This window comes from Streptomyces justiciae (assembly GCF_015163075.1).
GTDB classification, from domain to species: Bacteria; Actinomycetota; Actinomycetes; order Streptomycetales; family Streptomycetaceae; genus Streptomyces; species Streptomyces justiciae.
This window is the reverse complement of the sequence record NZ_JADDXU010000030.1, coordinates 58,685-77,110: the sequence shown is the minus strand read 5'-3', so window position 1 is coordinate 77,110 and position 18,426 is coordinate 58,685. Positions and strand designations below refer to the sequence as shown.

Sequence of the window (18,426 nt, the reverse complement as noted above, 5' to 3'; positions counted from 1 at the left end):
AGGGGTCGTGGGCGTCGTGGGCGGTCGGGGTCAGGGGCACTCGGGCAGGTCCTGCGGGCGCAGCGTGATCAGGTCGGTCTCGTCGGGAGCCGCCATCTCCGCCACCCGGTACGCCTGGCGCTCGGTCATGGCCTGGAAGGTCTGGCGGGCGGTACGGCCGTTGCCGAACCGTTCGCCGCGCGGTGTCTCCTCGAAGTACGCGGTGAGCGCCTCGCGGGCGGAGTCCGTCAGCCGGTACTGGTGGCGTTCGGCATGGTGCTCGACGATGTTCACCAGCTCGGGTGTGTCGTAGTCCTCGAAGAGCAGCGTGCGGCTGAAGCGGGAGGCGAGGCCGGGGTTGGAGTCGATGAAGTGCTCCATCTCGTCCGGGTATCCGGCGACGATGACCACGACCGAGTCCCGGTGGTCCTCCATGAGCTTCACCAGGGTGGCGATGGCCTCGTGGCCGAAGTCGTTGGAACCGGCGGCCGGGGTGAGCGAGTACGCCTCGTCGATGAACAGCACACCGCCCATGGCCTCTTCGAACACCCGCTGGGTCTTCGGGCCGGTGTGGCCGACGTACTCGCCGACCAGGGAGGACCGGTCGGCCTCGACGAGATGGCCGCGGGCGAGCAGGCCGACCGCGGCGAGGATGCGGCCGTAGAGCCGAGCCACGGTCGTCTTGCCGGTGCCCGGGTTGCCGGCGAAGACCAGGTGCCGGCTGAGCGGGGGCGCCGCGAGCCCCGCCTCCTCCCGGCGCCGGACCATCTGCATGAGCTTCACCAGCGACGAGACGTCGTTCTTGACCCGCTCCAGGCCGACGAGCACGCCCAGTTCGGCGAGCAGGTCGTCGAGGTTCTCCTCCGGTACGTCCTCCTCGGCATCGCCCGCTACGGCCGTGACCCCCGCCGTCCCCTGCGGACCCGCCACCGCGACCCTCGCCGTACCGACGGCTTGGCCGGATGCCGGGGCGGACGTGCCGGGAGCCGGCCACACCGGCTTCTTCACGTCCCGCGCGGCGCAGCCCGTCACCTCGGGCTCGGCGCCCTCGTCCACGCTGAGGTCCTCGGTGGTGTCCGTCACCAGCAGGTCGCGCAGCACCGGCCGCGCCTCGGCGGCGACATGGACGGCCGGGTACGCGGTGGCCGACAGCACGCACTCCTCGTACCGGCCCATCGCACCCTCCCCGACGAACAGGCCGTTCTTCCCGGTGTCCTTGACGGTCAGGCGCAGGACGGTGGGATCGGCGTTCCGGGCGACCACCAGTCCGGAACCCTCGGTGCCGGAGATCGCGCAGTCGCGGAGTGTGGGTGCCGCCTTCTCGGCGACGACGACACCGGCCGTGCCCGCGCCGCTGACCCGGCAGTCGGTGAACTCGGGGGCGCTGTCGGGGCCGCAGGTCAGTCCGGCGCGCTCGACATCGGTGATCCGCACGTCCCGGGCGCGGACCTCGCCGCCGGACTGGGCGGTCACGCCGTTGCGGCCGCGTCGTACGGTCATGCCGTCGACGGTGGCCACCGCGTATCCGTCGAGATGCAGCCCGGACAGTCCACAGTCGGCGGCCTGGCAGTCCTCCAGCGTCAGCCGGCCGCGTTCGGCGGCGCCGATGCCGTGCTCCGGGGTGTCGGCCACGCGCAGGGCGACGAGTTCGGCCGTGGCCTCACCGCCGACGTGCACGGCGCTGAAGGCGGTCTCGCGCACCGTACCGCCGGTGACGCGGACCTCGGCCCGCTCGCCGACCAAGATGCCGTTGCCCTCCGCGCCGCGCACGGTGGTGTCGGTGACGACCGCGCGGGCGGCGCCGCGCACCATCACCCCGCAGGCGCCCGAGCCGTTGATGCGGCAGTCGACCAGTTCCAGCCGCGCGCTGCCGTCGGCCGACACCCCGGCCGCACCGCTGTCCCGGACGGAACACGCCGACACCAGCACGTCGCCGGTGCCGGCAGCGAGAATCCCGGCGGCCCCGGCCCCGGTGACCTCCCCGCCGGTGATCCGCACTCCGCCACCTCCGTCGTCCTCCGCACGCGGGGCGGATCCCAGCACGCGTACGGCCTCGGCGGCGGCGTCCTTCACCCGGCACTCGTCCAGCACCACGGACGCCTGCTCCTCGACGAGCAGCCCGTTGCGTCCGGCGGTTTCGACCACACAACGGCGGATGACCGCTGTGGCCTCGCCGCGCACCCGGGTGCCGGAGCCGCTGACCGAGCGCACGGTCGAGTCCGTGAGGTGGGCGGTCGCGGTGCCGGACACGACGACGCCGGTGCCGTCGACGTTCGTGACGAGGGCGCCGGTCAGCCACAGTTCGCCGCTGGTGTCGGCGTGCACGCCGGCCAGTTCCGCCTCCCGGATCACGCTGCGGGTGATCCGCAGTGAGGCCGCGCGTACGGCCTCCACCCGGCCACCGGCGATGTCGCACTCCCGCAGCTCGGCTGTACCCGCCGTCACCAGCACCAGCGGCCGCGACGGGTCAGCGCCCAGCACGGTGAGGCCGCTGAGTGTCGCGGAGGCCGAGACCTCAAGGACGGGCAGCCCGGGGGCAACCGAGGTGAGCCGTACCGTGCCGGGTCCGTCCTCCGCGACGAGTGTCACCGCGCGGTCGATCAGCAGACGTTCGGGATACTCGCCCGCGGCGATCCGGATCTCGTCGTCGGTGTCTGCGGCACGCACCGCGTCGGCGACCGTACGGAACGCGCCGCGGCGCGCGTTCGGCCGTACCTGATGGATGGCGGGACTCACGTCTCGGTTCCCTCTGTGGGTGTGGGGTGTGTTCCGGGCTCCACGAACCCGGGGTTGGTCACATAGCGCCCGACGGGTCGGCCGCCCTCCAGCCGCTGTGCACCGCGGATGTGGCGGCCGTCCACGCCGCCCGGGTAGAGCACCTCGGCGCGCTCCGGGTGGGGAGCGGCCAGGTCGAGGGTCGCGGTGACGTCGACGCCGCCGGGCGCGGCGACGTCGTACCGCCAGCCGTAGTGGGCGAGCAGTGCCTCCGCGCGGGATGGGTCGGCCGTGGCCTGTGCGCGCAGCCAGTCGATGGTGCGGGTGGCGGTGAGCCAGGCGCTGTCCTGGGGGTCGTCGGCGCCGGCGTGGGCCGCCACGTGCACCAGGTGGCCGCCCGGCGGGCGCAGTCCATCGGCGAAGGCGGCGGCGGGATGCTCCGCCCCCGCGGGTCCGAACACGTACAGCTCCTCGTCGTCCGCGCGCCAGTGCAGGCCGGCGCTCCAGGGCGCGGCCGCCAGCTGCGACATGAGGGGGTCCGCCGCGTCGGCGGTGATCGGCGTGGGCGCCGGGGCGGTGTGGTGCGCCGACGTCGGCAGCTTCAGAGGCGTCACGGCCACCGGCCCCTGGTGCCCGGGCAGTTCCCAGTGCCAGGTGCCGACGCCTCCGTCCGCGGTCGGCGGCACGAAGACACCCCGCAGGCCGAGCGAGCCGCTCTCGATCGCGTACGCCGAGGTGTGCGGTGTGTCTCCGTCGTGGCCCCACATCGTCCAGCGCCCGGTGTGCACCAGTGCGTCCGGGAACTGCTGCCGAACCGCCTCGAAGGCCTCCGCCGGGTCCGGGTGTGCCGGTACGGCCGTCTCGGGTGCCCTGACCGGCACGGCCTCCTCCTCGACAGTGGCATGTGTTTCGGTGGCGACCTTATCCCGGGCAGGTGTCGGATCGACCACCGAGGTGTGCGCTGCGAACATATCGCCCGGCGCATTCGTGTGTGCTGACACAAGTGTGCCATTCCCAGCGGGTGTGTCCGGTGCGAGAGCCGTCGGCCTGACCGCTCCGGGTTCGAGTATCTCGACGGTGAACCCGTGCCCCGCCTCCTGGGCGAACTGCTCCAGCCGTGCCTGCTGTTGGTGCGCCGGAGTGCCGCCCTCACGGACGAGCACGACCCGCTCCACGTCCTCCCAGCGCACCCCGCCGTGCAGCTGGACCTCGAAGAACCCGACGAGGTGGCGTTCCAGTTGCCCGGTGTCCCGCAGCAGCCGGAACTCCTCGTCGTAGCGGAAGCCGGTCGCCTCGGCGAAGGCGAGCCGGACCAGCCGGTCGGGGCCGTGGTTCAGCAGCGGCAGCAGGTTGCCGGAGCCGGTGATGCTGCGGGCGCCCTGCCGTCCTGGGCTGAAGCTGTCCCCGGGGGTGAACGTGGCCCGTTCCAGCAGCTCGCGCTTGAGGTGGAAGACGGCGTTGCCGTACAGGCCCAGGCCGCGCGGCCGATGCTGTGAGGTGAGGGCCGCGTAGTTCGGCAGGTCGGCGCGGTCCGCCGGGGTCGGGGCGAAGGACTCGTCCCAGGCGTCCAGGCCGGGCTTGGGTGGGTAGATCCCGGCCGCGTGGGTGGTCCGCTTGACGCTCGCGGGGTAGCCCATCGCCTCCTCGGCGGCGCCGCGCCGTTCGAAGTACCGCGTGTAGCCGGGGACGACCTCCCACACGTTGCGCAGCAGGCGCTCGTCGCCGGTCATCGCGTCCAGCAGCGTTCCGTCGCCCACCCGGGCGCCGAGGTCGATGTTGACCGTGAGCGAGAGGTCGGTCAGCAGGTGCCGGTGCACCCGCTGGACGACCGGGCCGAGGTTCTCCTCGTCGAGCGGGTAGGACCGGGCCCAGCGCCAACTGCCGCGGGCGCTCAGCAGGTTGTCGGTCAGCCGGTCCCAGTCGGCCGACAGGGTGCGCAGGGCCCGCCGTTCGGCGAGCACGACCGCGACGAGCTGAGCGGGCGCCAGCTCCCGCAGCGACGTCCGCTCCTCCAGGACGCGGAACAGCCGGACGTCCTCCTCGAAGGACGTCGCCTGCCGCTCCAGGACCTTCTTCAGCTGGGGTGTCCCCTCGGCGGCCGTCAGCGCCTGGTCCAGCAACTGCCGCTGTACGACGATGTCGCCCGCGTACGTCTCCTGGCCGGAGGCCGTGTCGGCGGGCCGGCCGTGGGCGGACGCCGGGTCGCTCACCCAGTGCGCGACCGTCAGATCGGGGCCGGAGGGGACCAGGGCGTAGGCCTCTCCGTCGTCGGTGTCGAAGACGACGTGGCTGGCGGACGGGATGTGCTCAACGGAGACGACGGAACCCTCGGGGGCCTTGGAGCCGGACGGCGCACCGCCTCTCGGCGACCGCGACCAGTGCGGCGCCCCGCCACCGAGCCCGGGCACGGCCCCCTCACGGCTGACCGCGAACGGCAGCGGCCTGCCACCCGTCACCTCGGACCAGTGGGCCTCCGCCAGGATCTCGGCGGCCTCGGCCCGCTCCAACTGCGCCTGGGCCAGCGCCCGTCGGGTGCCATCGCCGTCGGCGACGCCGCCCACGCCGGTGTCCTGCCGCTCGTTCAGCTCACTGAGTACCCGCTCGGCGTCGGCCCGCAGCCGTCGGGCGTCGCTGAGCGCAGCGCCCGCGTCGATGGCTTCGTGCTCGTCCACGGTGAACTCGGCCGGCTGTTTGCCCTTGTCGAGGGGGCGGGCGGCAGTCTGTTCCGTCGGCCGGGTGAAGACATGCCCTTGGTCGACGACGACCCGTTCGGTGATCTGCGCCGACGGCACCGAGACGCCGACCGCGACGACGCCCGAGGCCTCGGTGCGGGTGCCCCCATGGTGGAAGGTGAAGGTGAACTCGACGTGCCCGTCGTAGTGCTGGAGCGGCGTCGGGATCTTGGCGTTGGTGAAGGTGCGGCCGCCCGTGAACTGGTCGCCGCGGGTGCGCCGCCGGAAGCCGCCGCCGAAGGTCACCGCGGCTCCCAGCTTGCTCTCCAGGGTGCCGGCGACCGCGCCGACCTGGCCCAGCAGGAAGAACTGCCGTGAGTGCAGGTCGCGTCGGCCGAACACGTAGGTCTTCTCGGTGGCGAGGGCGACTTCGGCCCTGGGTTCGGGGCGCGCGTGCGTCAGGCCGAGCAGGTCCGCCCTGACCGACACCCACGCCTCACGGCCGTTCACCCGGAACGACTCACCGCGCAGCTCGCCGCCACGGGTCAGCTCAGGGAGCGCGGCCATCAACCGGTCCCTGGTGAAGCCGCCCATCACCAACTCGCCGCGCCGCTGCCCGGTCCGGGTGACCTCCGACCAAGCGCTGCCGAACACCCTGCCGCCCTCGCTGTCGAGCAGCCCCCGCAGGGACTGGACGTCGGGCAGGTCCCGGACGAGCTGCCCGTCGGACATGCCGTGCGTCAGCAACGACTCCGGCGGCCGGGGCACCTCGACCTGCGCGGGCGCCGCACCCGGCCGCTTGGGGGGCTGAGGCCGTCCGACGCCGGGTTCGGGAGCCGTGAAGCGGGCCCGGTCGGGCGCGGTGACCCTGACGGTGTCGGCGCTCGGTAGCAGCGCCTGGAAGCCGATCTCCGCCTCGCCGACGCTGCGGACCCGCACCCCGAAGGCCCACTTGGTCATCGGGGCGAAGTCGAGCGTCCCCTGGCCGGTGCGCCGGGTGTCGACGGCGTCCCGGATACGGGTGGTCTGCGTGGTGAGCGCCTTGTCGAACGAGGCCTTGGCCTGGTCGAGCCGCGTCCTCAGCGCGTCGATCTCGTGCTGCGGCCGGCCGGCCGCCGAGGCCTCGTCGAACTCCCGCTGCCGGTCGGCGACGTCCGCGCGCAGCCCCTTGACGCGGGTCTGCTGGTCGAGCGCGTCCTTCGAGACGTGGGTGTCGACCCCGCGGCCGAAGGGCCGCCACCGGTCGCGGACCTCGATGTGCAGCCTCGCCACACCGTCGTAGACACTGCCGGGAACCTTGGTCTTGGTCCCGGCAGCGGAACGGATGCCGGAAGAGGAGTCGGCGAGGTGTTCGGACTGGGTGGTGTGGGCAAGGGTGCCGCCGCCGAAGACCTCGGCCGGTGAGCCGCCGATCGGATCGGAGGTACCGACGACGGTCACGTTGGTGCCGTCGGAGGTGATCTGCGGCCCGTTCAGTCCGCTCTCCGTGCGCCCGCCGCCCGTGCCGCCGACGGTGGCCGAGTTGAACTCGGTGGCCTTGGTGTCGGCGGTGTGGGTCATCTCCTTCACGCTGGCGCGGATGGCCAGCTCACGGCCGTTCACCCGGACGACCCAGGGCTGTCCGGCCATCATCGGCTTCAGCCGGCGCTGGAACTCGGAGGCGGGGAGTCGCTCCGCGAGCTTGGCACGTGCCGTCTTCCAGTCGGCGGCGGAGCCGAACAACTTCGGCCCGTTCGGGTCGAGTTGCCGTAGGACGTCCTCCACAAGCCGGGTACCGACCGCGTCCCCGCGTACCGGACGGGTGTCCAGGACGACGTCCTCGGCGCCCAGCCGCAGCGAGTCGGTGATGCGGTCGGGAACCCGGCGGAACTGCTCGGGCCGCAGGGCCGCGCCGGTCGTGGGGTCGGCGGGCAGGTCGCGGACCGGGAAGGCGAATTCGCCGTCGTTGGTCACCGTGAACGTCCGCTCGTCGCCTCGGCCCGGCAGCGCGTGGGAGATCTTCACCTCGACCGTGTAGGTCACCTCGCCCTTGAACACGGCCGCCGGTTCGACGGTCTTGTTCTTGGCGACGACGCCGCCGCGGACGTCGGTGCCGTGACCGGCGACGGACTCCTTGTGGCGCACATGGCCGAGAGTGACGGTGACGTGCGGGGCCTTGAACCCGGCGCGCTCCCACAGAGTGCGCCGCACGTGCGAGTCCTTCTGGACGGACGCTGCGGCGGCGGACTCCGTGCCCTGTTCGAACTCGAAGTCCTTCTCGACGCGCAGGTACTCGGTCATCCGGGCGTCGGCCGCGGTGATCCGGATGTCGGCGGTCACCGGCCCGGCGCGGAAGCTGCCGCCCCAGGTGTCGCCCGCGGTGAGACCGGCGGTCCTGGGCTGCAGGGCGATCGAGTCGAAGAACTGCGCCACCTCACCCTCGACCTGGTCCCAGCGATCCCCGAACGGTTCGGCGAGCTGCCGCCGGAGCTCCTTGACGACCTGGTCGCCGGGGAGTTCGAGGACGGCGTCGCCGTTGCCGATCCGCCCCGAGTCGGACACCCGGAACGGGGGCCGCACGCCGAGACCGGCCCCAGCGCGCGCAGGGGGCGCGGGTGTGACGGTGTCCGGGCGGTGGAAGACCTGGCTGCCCACGCCCTCCGCGGTGATCTCGTACCGCTGTGTGTGGCTCTTGGGGAGGGCGACGACGAACCGCACGTCGGTCCGGCCGCCGTGGGTCGCGCTCTCCCCGACGCGTCCGATGTGCGCGTCGACGCCGACCGTGGCGATGTACACCGTCATCGGTTCGGGGTACTTGGCGGCGGCCACGCTGCTGTGCCCGCCGGACACCCCGTCGGCGGTGCGGGACCGGTGGGCGATGCCGCCGCCGGGGGCGTGCACGGCGAGGGTGAAGTCGCTGCCGAGCTCCGGCTGGACGCCGCCCTGGGCCAACTGGCCATGACCGAAGGCTGAACCCAGCCGGCCGCCCGTCTCGTCCGCGACATCGCTGAGCAGGTTGATCTCGGCGGCGTCCAGGGTCCGCACATACTCCAGCGACTCCAGCCGCCCGCTCAGACTCAGCTGTGCGTTGGAGCGCAGGGGCGTGGGCAGCGGGGTGCTGCGGGCGGTGGTGCCCCGGGTGAGTTGGGGCAGGGTCACCGCGAGCTGCTCGCGGGTGGCCATGTCGTGCGCGGCCGGGCGTACGTCGGCCCAGTCGGCGCCGAAGTGTTCGCGGCCGGCGCCGTCCACGAGGTCGGTGAGCCGGGGCGACTGTGCGGCGTCCAGGGCGCGTTCCTCGCCGGAGAGGACGTCGAGGACGACCGCGTGGGAGGGCAGTCCGTCCCAGACGCCGGGTGCGGGCCGCCAGGCGTGGTCGCCTTCCTGGAGGGCGGGGGCCGTCATCCGGCGCGGGCCCGGAGGCCGGGTGGCGGCGGAGAAGGCGCCGGGTTCGGGGACGGGGCGGGCGTCCGCGGCGTCCATGAGGACCTGGAAGCCGAGTCGGGCCTGTCCGCCGGGCGGGTGCGGAGCGCGGCCGACGCCCGGAGTGGAGCCGGCACCGAGGGGGTCGGCGCGGTGCACGAAGGACAGGGTGGTCACGCCGTCGAAGACTGCGCCGGGCACCTTCATCTTGACCGCAGTACCGGTCCGGACCGACTCCTGCACGGTCAGTGCGCCGTCCCGGTCGACCTCGCCGTGCCCGACGCCGGTGACGGTGGTCGGCCCGGCGTGCAGGTCGGCGCTCTGTGCCTGCATCGTGGCCCGTACGCCGTGCTCGGAACTGCGCGTGTGGGTGTAGACCCGGGTGACGTCCGAACCGGTGTTGAACTCGGTCTTGTCGGTGTTGCGCAGGTGCTTCATCGACGTCACCTCGGCGGTGACCAGCAGGCTGCCCGCGTCCGGACCGAGGTCGATCTCCAGCGCCTCGCCCGCCGTCATGCCCTTGAGCCGGTACTGGAGGGAGTCCAGGGAGCCGATGCGGTCGAGGACCAGTTCCCGTACCGCGGGCCAGCGGTCACCGAAGACCCGCTTGCCGTACGCCTCCAGCGAGTGCGGGTCGGCACCGCTGCCGAGGAGGGCCTTGTGCAGGCTGCCGGAGACGCGCATGCCGTCGGCGTCGACGAGGAACAGGTCGCGGACGGTGTCCATGCCGCCCAGCGCGAGGGTCTGCTCGACCCGGGCCGGAGGCAGGTAGTGCTGCATGCCGGCCGACGGGCGGGCGTCCGCCTCGGCGACGGCCACGGGCACCTTCGCCGACACCTCGACCCGGCCTGCCGACGCTCCCGGGCGGGCGAGGTGCTTGCCGGAGGGGCCGCTCACGCCGGAGACGTCGAACTCCAGGCGGACCTCGACTTCGAGCTTCAGCGCCGGTTCGGGGGTCTTGGTACGGCTGAACAGGCGTCCACTGGAGGTCGTGCGGTGCGACTCGGTGCGGGACCAGTTCGAGGACAGGTGTCCCGTCAGATCGGTCTGTGCGGCGGCCTTGCCCTTGACGAGCACACCGGCGGTGACGACCGACCGTGTCTCGCGCTGGAAACCGTCGCGGACGAGGGACTCGCTGCCGTCCTCGAACTCCAGGCTCTTGAAGGCGCCGTCCGGCTCCGCCTTCGTCACCTCGGCCCGCACCGTGATGTCGCCGCTGAACCCGGCCACGTCCACGGTGAGGGTGCGGGTCTCGCCGCGGGTCATCGCCGACAGCGACGGCCAGATCTCCCGGCCGAGTTGCGCCTGGAGGTCGGCGCGGAGCGTGTCGCGCTGGGGCGGGGTGAGGGCGTCGTCGAAGTGCGCGACGAGGTCCCGGGTGACGTTGGCGGCGGCTTCCTGGGACGGCAGCACCCGGTCGGCGCCGCCGATCTGACCGGTGCCGGTCATGCGAGGCGGAGCCTGCGGCGCCGGAGGAGCTTCCGGAGTTTTGCTGCCGGCCGCCTCGGTCGCCTGGGCCGGTTCCGGCGAGGCCGCGTGGTCCACCGTCGACACCTCCGGGCGGCCGGCCGTCGGGGCGTGGGGGCTGGTGTCCAGGGCCTCGCCGGGTCGCGGGGCCGTGAGGTAGTCGACGATCCTGTGTACGTCGCTCTCGGCGAAGCCCTTGGTGTGGTGGGCGGCGACGGGCTTGAGGTTCCTGACGTAAGGACGGTCGCCGCCGCCGGGAACCCAACCGGGGTGCTCGTAGGCGTGGGTGAGGTCGTTGAGCTCCGCCTGGATGTGTGAGGGAAGCTTCCCCTTGCCGTCGTACGCGGCCTTCATGGCGTGCTTCAGCTCGCGCACCTCGACGGTGATCTGGCCGGAGCGGGTGGGCGGGTGCTCGATGACGAGGCGTTCGTAACCGGGGGCCATGCCGTTGCCCTCGGTCCGGCCGGTGCCGGGGATCTCGTGCCACTTGGCCATCCGCTCGCCGCCCGCACTGCCCGGCTCCTCCAGATAGCGGACCTGATGGCCGGACAGTGCCATCGCTTCGAGGTTGCCGCTGCGGAAGCCGAGGTGCTTGAGCCGGCCGTCGCCGGCCCGGTTCAGGTACTCGAAGAGCCTCATCTGGCCGATGCGGGTGTCGCCGCCCCAGGTGTGCAGGCCCTCGGGGTTCTTCCAGAACGCGGTGAGGTCGTGCACGTCCAGGCCCATGGCCCGGAAGTCGCTCGCGATGCCGGGGAACTTGCTCGGCCGCCCGGAGTGGGCGGAGGCGTCTCCGGCGATGATGACGAGCGGACTCTGCGGGCGGTCGGCGGTGCGGTGGTGCAGGCCCTCAAGGATCTGTCGTACGCCGGTGTGGCTGGTGTCGTGCTCGACGTGGATCTCGCCGCGCTTGCCGCTGAACCGGGTCCACAGCACGACGACGTCCCGCCCGGCGACGTCGGGCACACCCCGGCTCTTCAGCCAGTCGCCGACCGCCTCCTGCAACTGGGGGGTGAAGTGGGCGTCGTCGAGCTGCCACGCGGCCCGCAGATCATCGCGCAGTTCGGGGCCGAAGCGTTTGCCGACCCAGGTGGTGGCGGCGCTCACCGAGACGACGTACTCGTCCATCTGCCTGCTGCCGGGGGCCGTACCGCCGCTGCTGAGCACGGAGTCGTTGATCTCCCGCCAGTGGTTCAACCGCAGCTTGTTGGCGTTCTCTCCCTCCTTCACCTCCCGCACGCTGATGCGGTCCGCGTCGATGCCGCTGGCGACGTAGAAGTCGCGGATGTCCTGGCTGCGGTCCCGGTGGTCCAACGGGTTGCGGATCAGCAGCACTTGCAGCTTGGGGTCGCTGTGCAGGGCGGCGGCGACGCCGAACTGGTCGCCGGTGGCGTACCCGTTCTGGAACAGCAGTTTCTGCAGCCGTTCGTCGGGCTTCTTCGCCTCGAACTTCGCGGCCTTCTCCGCCTTGTCCGCCGCCGACGCCTTCACCTTCTTCGAGGTGGGGGCGTTCGGGACGGCCGCATGCTCGCCGTGCTGGTTCAGTTTGTTGAGGTGTTCGACCAGGGCGGTACGGGTGCGGACCGCGAACTTGCCCAGGTCCGGGTGGCCCTTCAGCAGCTTGAACTCGGCCGGGGAGAGCACCTGCTTGATCAGGGTGGCGCCGTCCATCCGGGTCAGCTTGGAGCCGTCCGAGACGATCTCGTGGAAGGCCAGCTTGTGCAGGATGTCCAGCATCCCCTTCTGGTCCGCCACCCCTGGGTGATGGAGCGTCAGATAGTGCTCCATCTGCTTCTTCCAGGTCCCCGGATGCGCATGGCTCTGGGTGAGCCCGGACATCAGTTTCTGCGGGTCGGCGGACATCTTGTCGGCGATCCGCCCGCCGTCGGTGACCAGGGCCAGCTCGGGGTCGAACTTCACCATGTGGGCGGGGTGTTCGAGCCATGCCGGATTGGTGATCTGCCGGGACTTGATGAGGTTGTCCAGCAGGTGCTGGCCCTCCTGCGCCTCGAAGGAGAAGGCGTTGTGGTTCTTGCCGCCCACCTTGCTCTTGTCGACCGCGCCGAAGTGGATTCCGTCGTCGAGGGTGTCGTAGGCGGCTGTGTCGACCCGTACGAACGTGTTCGGTTCGGGGAAGTAGATGGCCCGGGAGTCGACCGTACCCATGGCGCCGCGCACCGCCAGGTCCAGATCCGCGGCCTTCATCCCGGCCAGGGACTTCTCGGTGGTTCCGGCGGGCAGCTTGTAGCCGCCGCTGATCGCCTCCGGGTAGTGCACCGAACCGTCGCTCTTGTACGTGAACTTCGCCCCTTCGATGGCCGTGACGGCCCGGTCGAACAGCGGCCTGCCGTCGACGACGAACTCCTGTACGTCCGAGTCGCCGATGTGCAGGTACAGCTGGCCCTCCGACTCCCCGGCCGGCCTGAGCTTGTTGATCATGTCCCGGGTGAGGTCGTCACGGATGATCGCCTCCCGGATCGCCCCGTACGGCACCTCCTTCTGCTCGCCGTGCCCCGCGGTGATCTTCTTGGGATCGGGCTGACGCCAGGTGAAGCCCGTCACCGAGACGGAGAAGGTGCCTTCCTGCTCCCACTTCTTGGCGAACTCCTGGATCTTGGTGAGGATGAGGTCCTGTTTCCCCGCGCGCCCGTTCAGGCCGATGACGAGACCCAGACGCTCGTTCCAGCCCTGTCCCGCCCCGAACGACTCGCCGTACTTCTTCGCCACGTCCAGCAGCAGGTCGTCCTTGGCCTCCACCTTCACGGGGACGGTGGCGACGAACCGCAGGTCGTCACCCGGCTTCAGCGCCCCCTTCGCGGCGCCGTCGTACTGCGCCACCGGCTTCAGTTCGTAGTACTCGTACGCCTGCTTGAAGTCGGAGTTGCTGCCGAAGCGGCCGGGGTCGGCGTGGCTGGTCCACGGGTCCGGCGGCGGAGGTGCCGCCGCCTGCTTCTTCGCCTTGCCGGGTCCTGGGGCCGGCGTCAGGTCCACGGAGTGCGGCGGAAGAGGTGCGGTCAGGGCGTGGCCGGTGTCGGCGTAGGCGTCCAGCGTCTGCTGGAGCATCTGCAGATGCCACGAGCGCACGGCGCTGCCGTTGAGGCCCTCGGTGTAGTCCCCCATCAGGCCGGCGTTGTTGTCGGGGCGGTGACCGGCGTCGGCGGCCCGGTACTCGTCCCGCAGGCCCAGCTGGTGGCCGAGCTCGTGCGCGAGGTCCGTCTCGGAGGCGTCCAGCGGCCAGTGGTACTGGTTCGCCCCGGAGCCCGCCTCGCCGGCCTTCACGGTCATATGTCCGCCCAGCGGGCCCTCCGCGCGCTCCAGCGTCACGTGCAGCACGCTCCCGTCCGGAAGTACGTGTCCCGGCTGGTTGAACAGCTTGTCCACACCTGACGTGGCGCGCTGCCACAGCGCGTCCGCATCGGCCTTCGGCACACCGTCGTCGGCCAGCTTCACCCGGATCGTCAGGTCTGACACGGCGTGTCCGTCGACCGTGAACGTGCGGATGTCGAACCCGGCCTTGACCACGTAGCGCGTGAACTTCGCGTTGTCGCGGATCGGCCCCGAGAAGGGCTTCGCGCGCCCGGGATGGGATATCGGGTCCGTCCAGTCCCGGTTGCGCACGGTCTTCGGTACGGCGGCGTCCCGTGCCGCCTTCCACGACCCGTGCGAGGCCAGATCGCCCCCCGCATGCGCCAGGGCGTCGCCGAAGTGCCCGTCCGTCACCGCCTTCGTCACGGCACCGGGGGCGCTCGGGGCGACGCCGTGCACGGCCAGCTTGTTGAGCTTGTTGATCTCGGTGACCAGGACGTTGCGGGTGTTGACGGCCATCTTGACGAGGTCCTTGGCGGCCGCCTGCATGTGCAGGGACTTCGACGCCTGGACGAGGGACCGCATATCCTTCTCATGCGCCTTGACCAGCGCCGGGCCCTCCAGCCTGACGAGTTCGGAGCCGTCGGTCCTGATGTCGTGGAAGGCGAGGTCGGCGAGCGTGCGCGCGGCGTTGGGGTCCGCGCCGAGCAGACCGGCGTGATGCGTCTGCAGATAGTCGGTGACCTGGTCGGTCCACACCTTCTTGTCGGCGTGGCTCTGGGTGAGGCCGCCCATGAGCGACTTCAGGTCGTCCGGAAGGTCCTTGGCGATCCGGCCGCCGTCCGTGACGAGAGCGAGGTCGGACCTGAACTGGACCATCTTGGTCAGGTCGCCCTCCCACATGTTCTCGCGGGCCGCGATGACGTTCTTGAGGAGGTGCTTTCCTTCCTGGGCCTCGAACCGCCATTTGTCGTCCTGCTTGATCCCGAAATGGATCTGCGCCTCAAGCCCTTCGTGATTCGCGGTGTCGACCCGCAGGAAGGTGTTCGGCTCCGGGAAGTACACGGCACGAGGGTCGACGGCGTTCATCGCGTCCCGCACGGCCAGATCCAGATCGGCCGCCTTGGTCGCCGCGGCCGTGTCGGTGAGCTTGTAGCCGCCGCTGACGACCTCGGGGAACAGCGTCTGTTCGTGGACCGTGGTCACCTTCATGTCGTTGATGACCTTGGTCGCGGTGTCCAGCAGCGGCTTGCCGCCGACCGTCATGTCCTTGACGTCGGCATCGCCGATGTGGAGATAGACCGGCCCGTCCGCCCCGGCCTTGGTCAGCATCTGCTGGGTCAGATCGTCGCGGACGATCGCCTCACGGATCGCCCCGTACGGAATCTCCTTCTGGGTGCCGGCCGCGACCAGCTTGGGATCACCCTGCTTCCAGGTGAAGCCCATCACGGACACCGAGTAGGTGCCTTCCTTGTCCCATTTCTCCGCGAACCCCTTGATCGCCTTCTCGATCGCGGCCTCGTCCCCGGGACGGCCGTTCACACCGATGACGAGCCCCAGGCGCTCTCCACGGCCGGAATCGGCACCGAACGCCTTCTCGTAGGTCTTCGCCAGCTCGAAAAGCTTGTTCTTCGTGACCACGGCCCCGGTGGCGGGATCCTTGACCTTGAACTCGACGTCCGAAGTCGAAGGGACCGTCGCGATGAACCGGATCTCCTCGCCCGGCCTCAACGCCCCCTTGGCCATGCCGTCGTACTGCATCACCGGGGTCAGCTTGTAGCTCGCCGCGTGCTCACGGAACTGCGGCGAGAAGCGCACCGGGTCCGTGAGCCTGGTCAGCTCACCCTTGGTGGCGGGCGGAACCGGGCCCGCAGAGGAGGACGCCGCCGCGTTCTGCTGGCCGCGCCGCTTGGGAGCGTTCGGGGCGACCCCCGGACCATGACCGTGCGGCGACCGGCCCGGACCAGGTATGCCCAGCGCGTCGAGATGGCTCCCGATCGTCTCGGCGTCCATGCCGAGCCGGCCCAGCTTGCCCTTGGCGATGTCCAGGGAGATCTCGGCGTGCTGGAGGCTCTGCTTGGCGCCGGCCTCGTCGACGGTCTCGGAGGGCCGGCCGAGTTTCCCGCCCGAGAGGTCGAGTTGGCGGGCGGCGTCGGCGAGATCGACCTGCGCCTGCTCGTACTCGTTCCACGCCGCCAGCCGGTCCGCGCCGGTCTTGCCCGCGGCCCCGCCGGTCACCGCCTCGAACTTGCTCAACGGCCCGGGACGGCCGCCGTCGCTGTGCGGACGCGACTGGGGGGTGGGGGCGGAGGACGGCCGCAGGGCGATGTGCTCGCCGACGACGACCGCGTCCGGGCCGACCTGGTCGGGGCGGGGGGCGACGTGGGTACCGCTCTGGATGGCGCTCGGGGCGGACGTGCCCGCCGTGTCGCCGGTGCCTTTGCGCTGGCCGAGGAGATCGAGGTTCTCGCGGGCGGAGACGCCGAGGTGGTCTGTCTGGGCGGTGAGGGAGGGGTTGGGCGGCTCTTCGGTCAGCCGGCTCGGACGGGCAGGGGAGTTGAGCGACGTCGCTCCGCCGGAGAGGTGGTCCAGCTCGTGTACGGCGTCCTTGGTGCCGCCGTCGGCGGAATGCCCGGCGGCCGTGTCGGTGCGGCTGATCTTGATGCCGGAGGCGGAGGGGGCGCCGGGAGCGGAGCCGGCCTTTATGTCGACTGCGGCACTGGCTTTTACGTCGACTGCGGCACTGGCTTTTACGTCGACTGCGGCACTGGCCTTGCCGTCGACCGCCCCCACCTTGACATCAACCGCACCCGTCCTGACGTCGACCGCACCGGCCTTCACGCCAACCGCACCGGCCTTGATGTCGACAGCCCCTGCCTTCACCTCAACCGCAGCCCCCGCCTTCACATCAACCCCGGCCGCACTGAGCACCTCATGCACCTCAGGTGCGACCACGACCTGCTTGCCGTCGGCGTTGGTCAGGCCCCCCGTGCCCCGGTAGTCCACGTGCAGCGTGGTCGGCGTGCCGCTGTGCGCACCGACCTGGAGGCTGATGCCGTCCTGCGTCATCCGGATGTTGGAGATGTCGCCGTCCACGATGCTGCGCAGCTCTGGGATGCCGAGCGCGTGGAAGTCCTCGACGTGGCCGGTCGCGACGCGCACCGAGTTCAGGGCGTCGCCGAGCGCCGTGTTCAGGCCGGTGCCCGCACCGGAGATCCCCAGGTCGCTCCGCAGGGCGTGCGCGCCGGAGCCCAGGCCGGAGAGGCCGTGCGCCCCGGACAGGTCGACGCCGCCCATGTGGGTGGGCAGTGGCTCCAGCAGACCGGCGGAGGTGCGCTGGAAGCCGGTGAAGTGGTCGAAGGCGGTGAGGTGTTCCACACTGTCCAGGCCACCGGCGTTCGCCATGAGCAGGTTGTCCCCGGCGCCTGGATGGGCGCCCAGGTCCAGCGAGTGCAGGGACCCGAGGTTCGCTCCGCCGACGTCGGCTCCGACGGTGATGCCGTGCAGCCCGCCCAGTTGGGCGCCGCCGAGACCGGTGTTGAGCCCTTGCAGCGCACCGGGATTGAAGCCCTGCAGGGTGCCGGGCTGGAAGGTCTCGAAGTGCGGCATGCCGCCCGTGAACCCGGCGAGGCCGCCGTGGTCGGCGGTGAGCGCGCCGATGTGCAGGCCGCCGCCGAGCGCCGACTGGGACAGGTGGGCGGTCGGTGTGAGCAGCCGGGTGCCGAAGCCCATCTTGAACGCGGAACCGGCGTGGATTCCGAGTTCGAAGAAGTCCACCGGCAGCGTGGCACTGAGCACGAAGCGGCTGCCGAAGCTGATGGCGTAGACGCCGACCTTGCCGAGCGTGGTGTGGATGCCGGCGGTGGCCATCTGGAAGTCGGCGCGGAAGGTCTGGGCGAGCATCTTCAGCCCGGCGATGGTGATTTTGAGGCCCTTGATGGCCAGGTTGGCGACGCCGTTCAGGCCGCGCAGAACCAGTCCGGGCAGCGCCGTCACGCCGCTGTAGATGCCCCGGAAGCTGAGGCCGCCGGTGAGGATGTGGGACAGTGCGCCGCCGAGGCCGGTGAGTCCCGATCCGATGCTCTTGGGCAGGTTCTTCAGCGCGTTGAACACGCTCTTGGTCAGCCCGCCAACGTTGATGCCCTTGGTGGAGGGGAAGAGGATGCCGATGAAGGCGAGCGCCACGTCCAGCAGGCCCGCCTTGCCCTCGGCGAAGTCGACGAGCGTGCTGATGAACACGACCATGCCGAGGCCGAAGGCGAGCATCCCGATCCAGCCGCCGAAGAAGGCCCCCACGATGGCCAGGATGATCTCCAAGATGCCCAGGGACTTGAGAAACAGGTGCCAGGCGTCGATGGGCTGGCGGATGAGGTGCTGGGCGTCCTTCATCCGGTGCTCGTACGTCCTGACCGCGGTGTTGTACTCGTCCTGCGCGGTGTGTGCCTGGGCCTTGAGGCCGTTCAGCTGAGGATCGTCCTTCGACAGCCCCTGCGCGTTCCGCAGCGCGTCGTCCGCCTTCATCTGAACGTCCTGGAGCGTGGTCTTGAAGGCCATGGTCGCGTCCGCGGCGACGGAGAAGGACTGGCCGATGGCGTCGATGAACTGCTTGAGATGCCCGTCGATCTTCGCGCGCACCGCTTCGGCTGTCCGCCCGACGAACCCGTTGCCCGACTGGTCGAGTACCCGGTTCAGACCGCTGGTGATTTCGTTGCCCAGGGTCTCGGTGTCCCGCAGCCCTTGGTAGAGGGACGAGAGGGTGTCCACGTCGCCGGGCGTGGGGTCGCTGTGCATCCCCAGTGCACTCCAGTCCTGCGGCCGTGCCATGTGTCCCCTCCACGCGGTCGAACAACCCCATGACACACAGTGCGCCGGGGCGGTTGGTTCACATGTA

At 71.1% G+C, this 18,426-nt stretch carries 2 protein-coding genes; both read right to left on the bottom strand.

What is annotated here, in order from left to right; translation table 11 throughout:
- Positions 1–30: 30 nt before the first annotated feature.
- The gene (locus IQ210_RS44665) at positions 31–2,715 is read right to left on the bottom strand and encodes a right-handed parallel beta-helix repeat-containing protein (protein ID WP_194085005.1); all 2,685 of its coding nucleotides are present in this window, start codon (positions 2,713–2,715) and stop codon (positions 31–33) included.
- A complete protein-coding gene (locus IQ210_RS44660; protein WP_194085004.1) occupies positions 2,712–18,359 on the bottom strand; it encodes a scabin-related ADP-ribosyltransferase in 15,648 nt (5,215 codons plus the stop codon). The genes IQ210_RS44665 and IQ210_RS44660 overlap by 4 nt, the downstream gene beginning before the upstream one ends.
- Between the last annotated feature and the right edge of the window lie 67 nt (positions 18,360–18,426).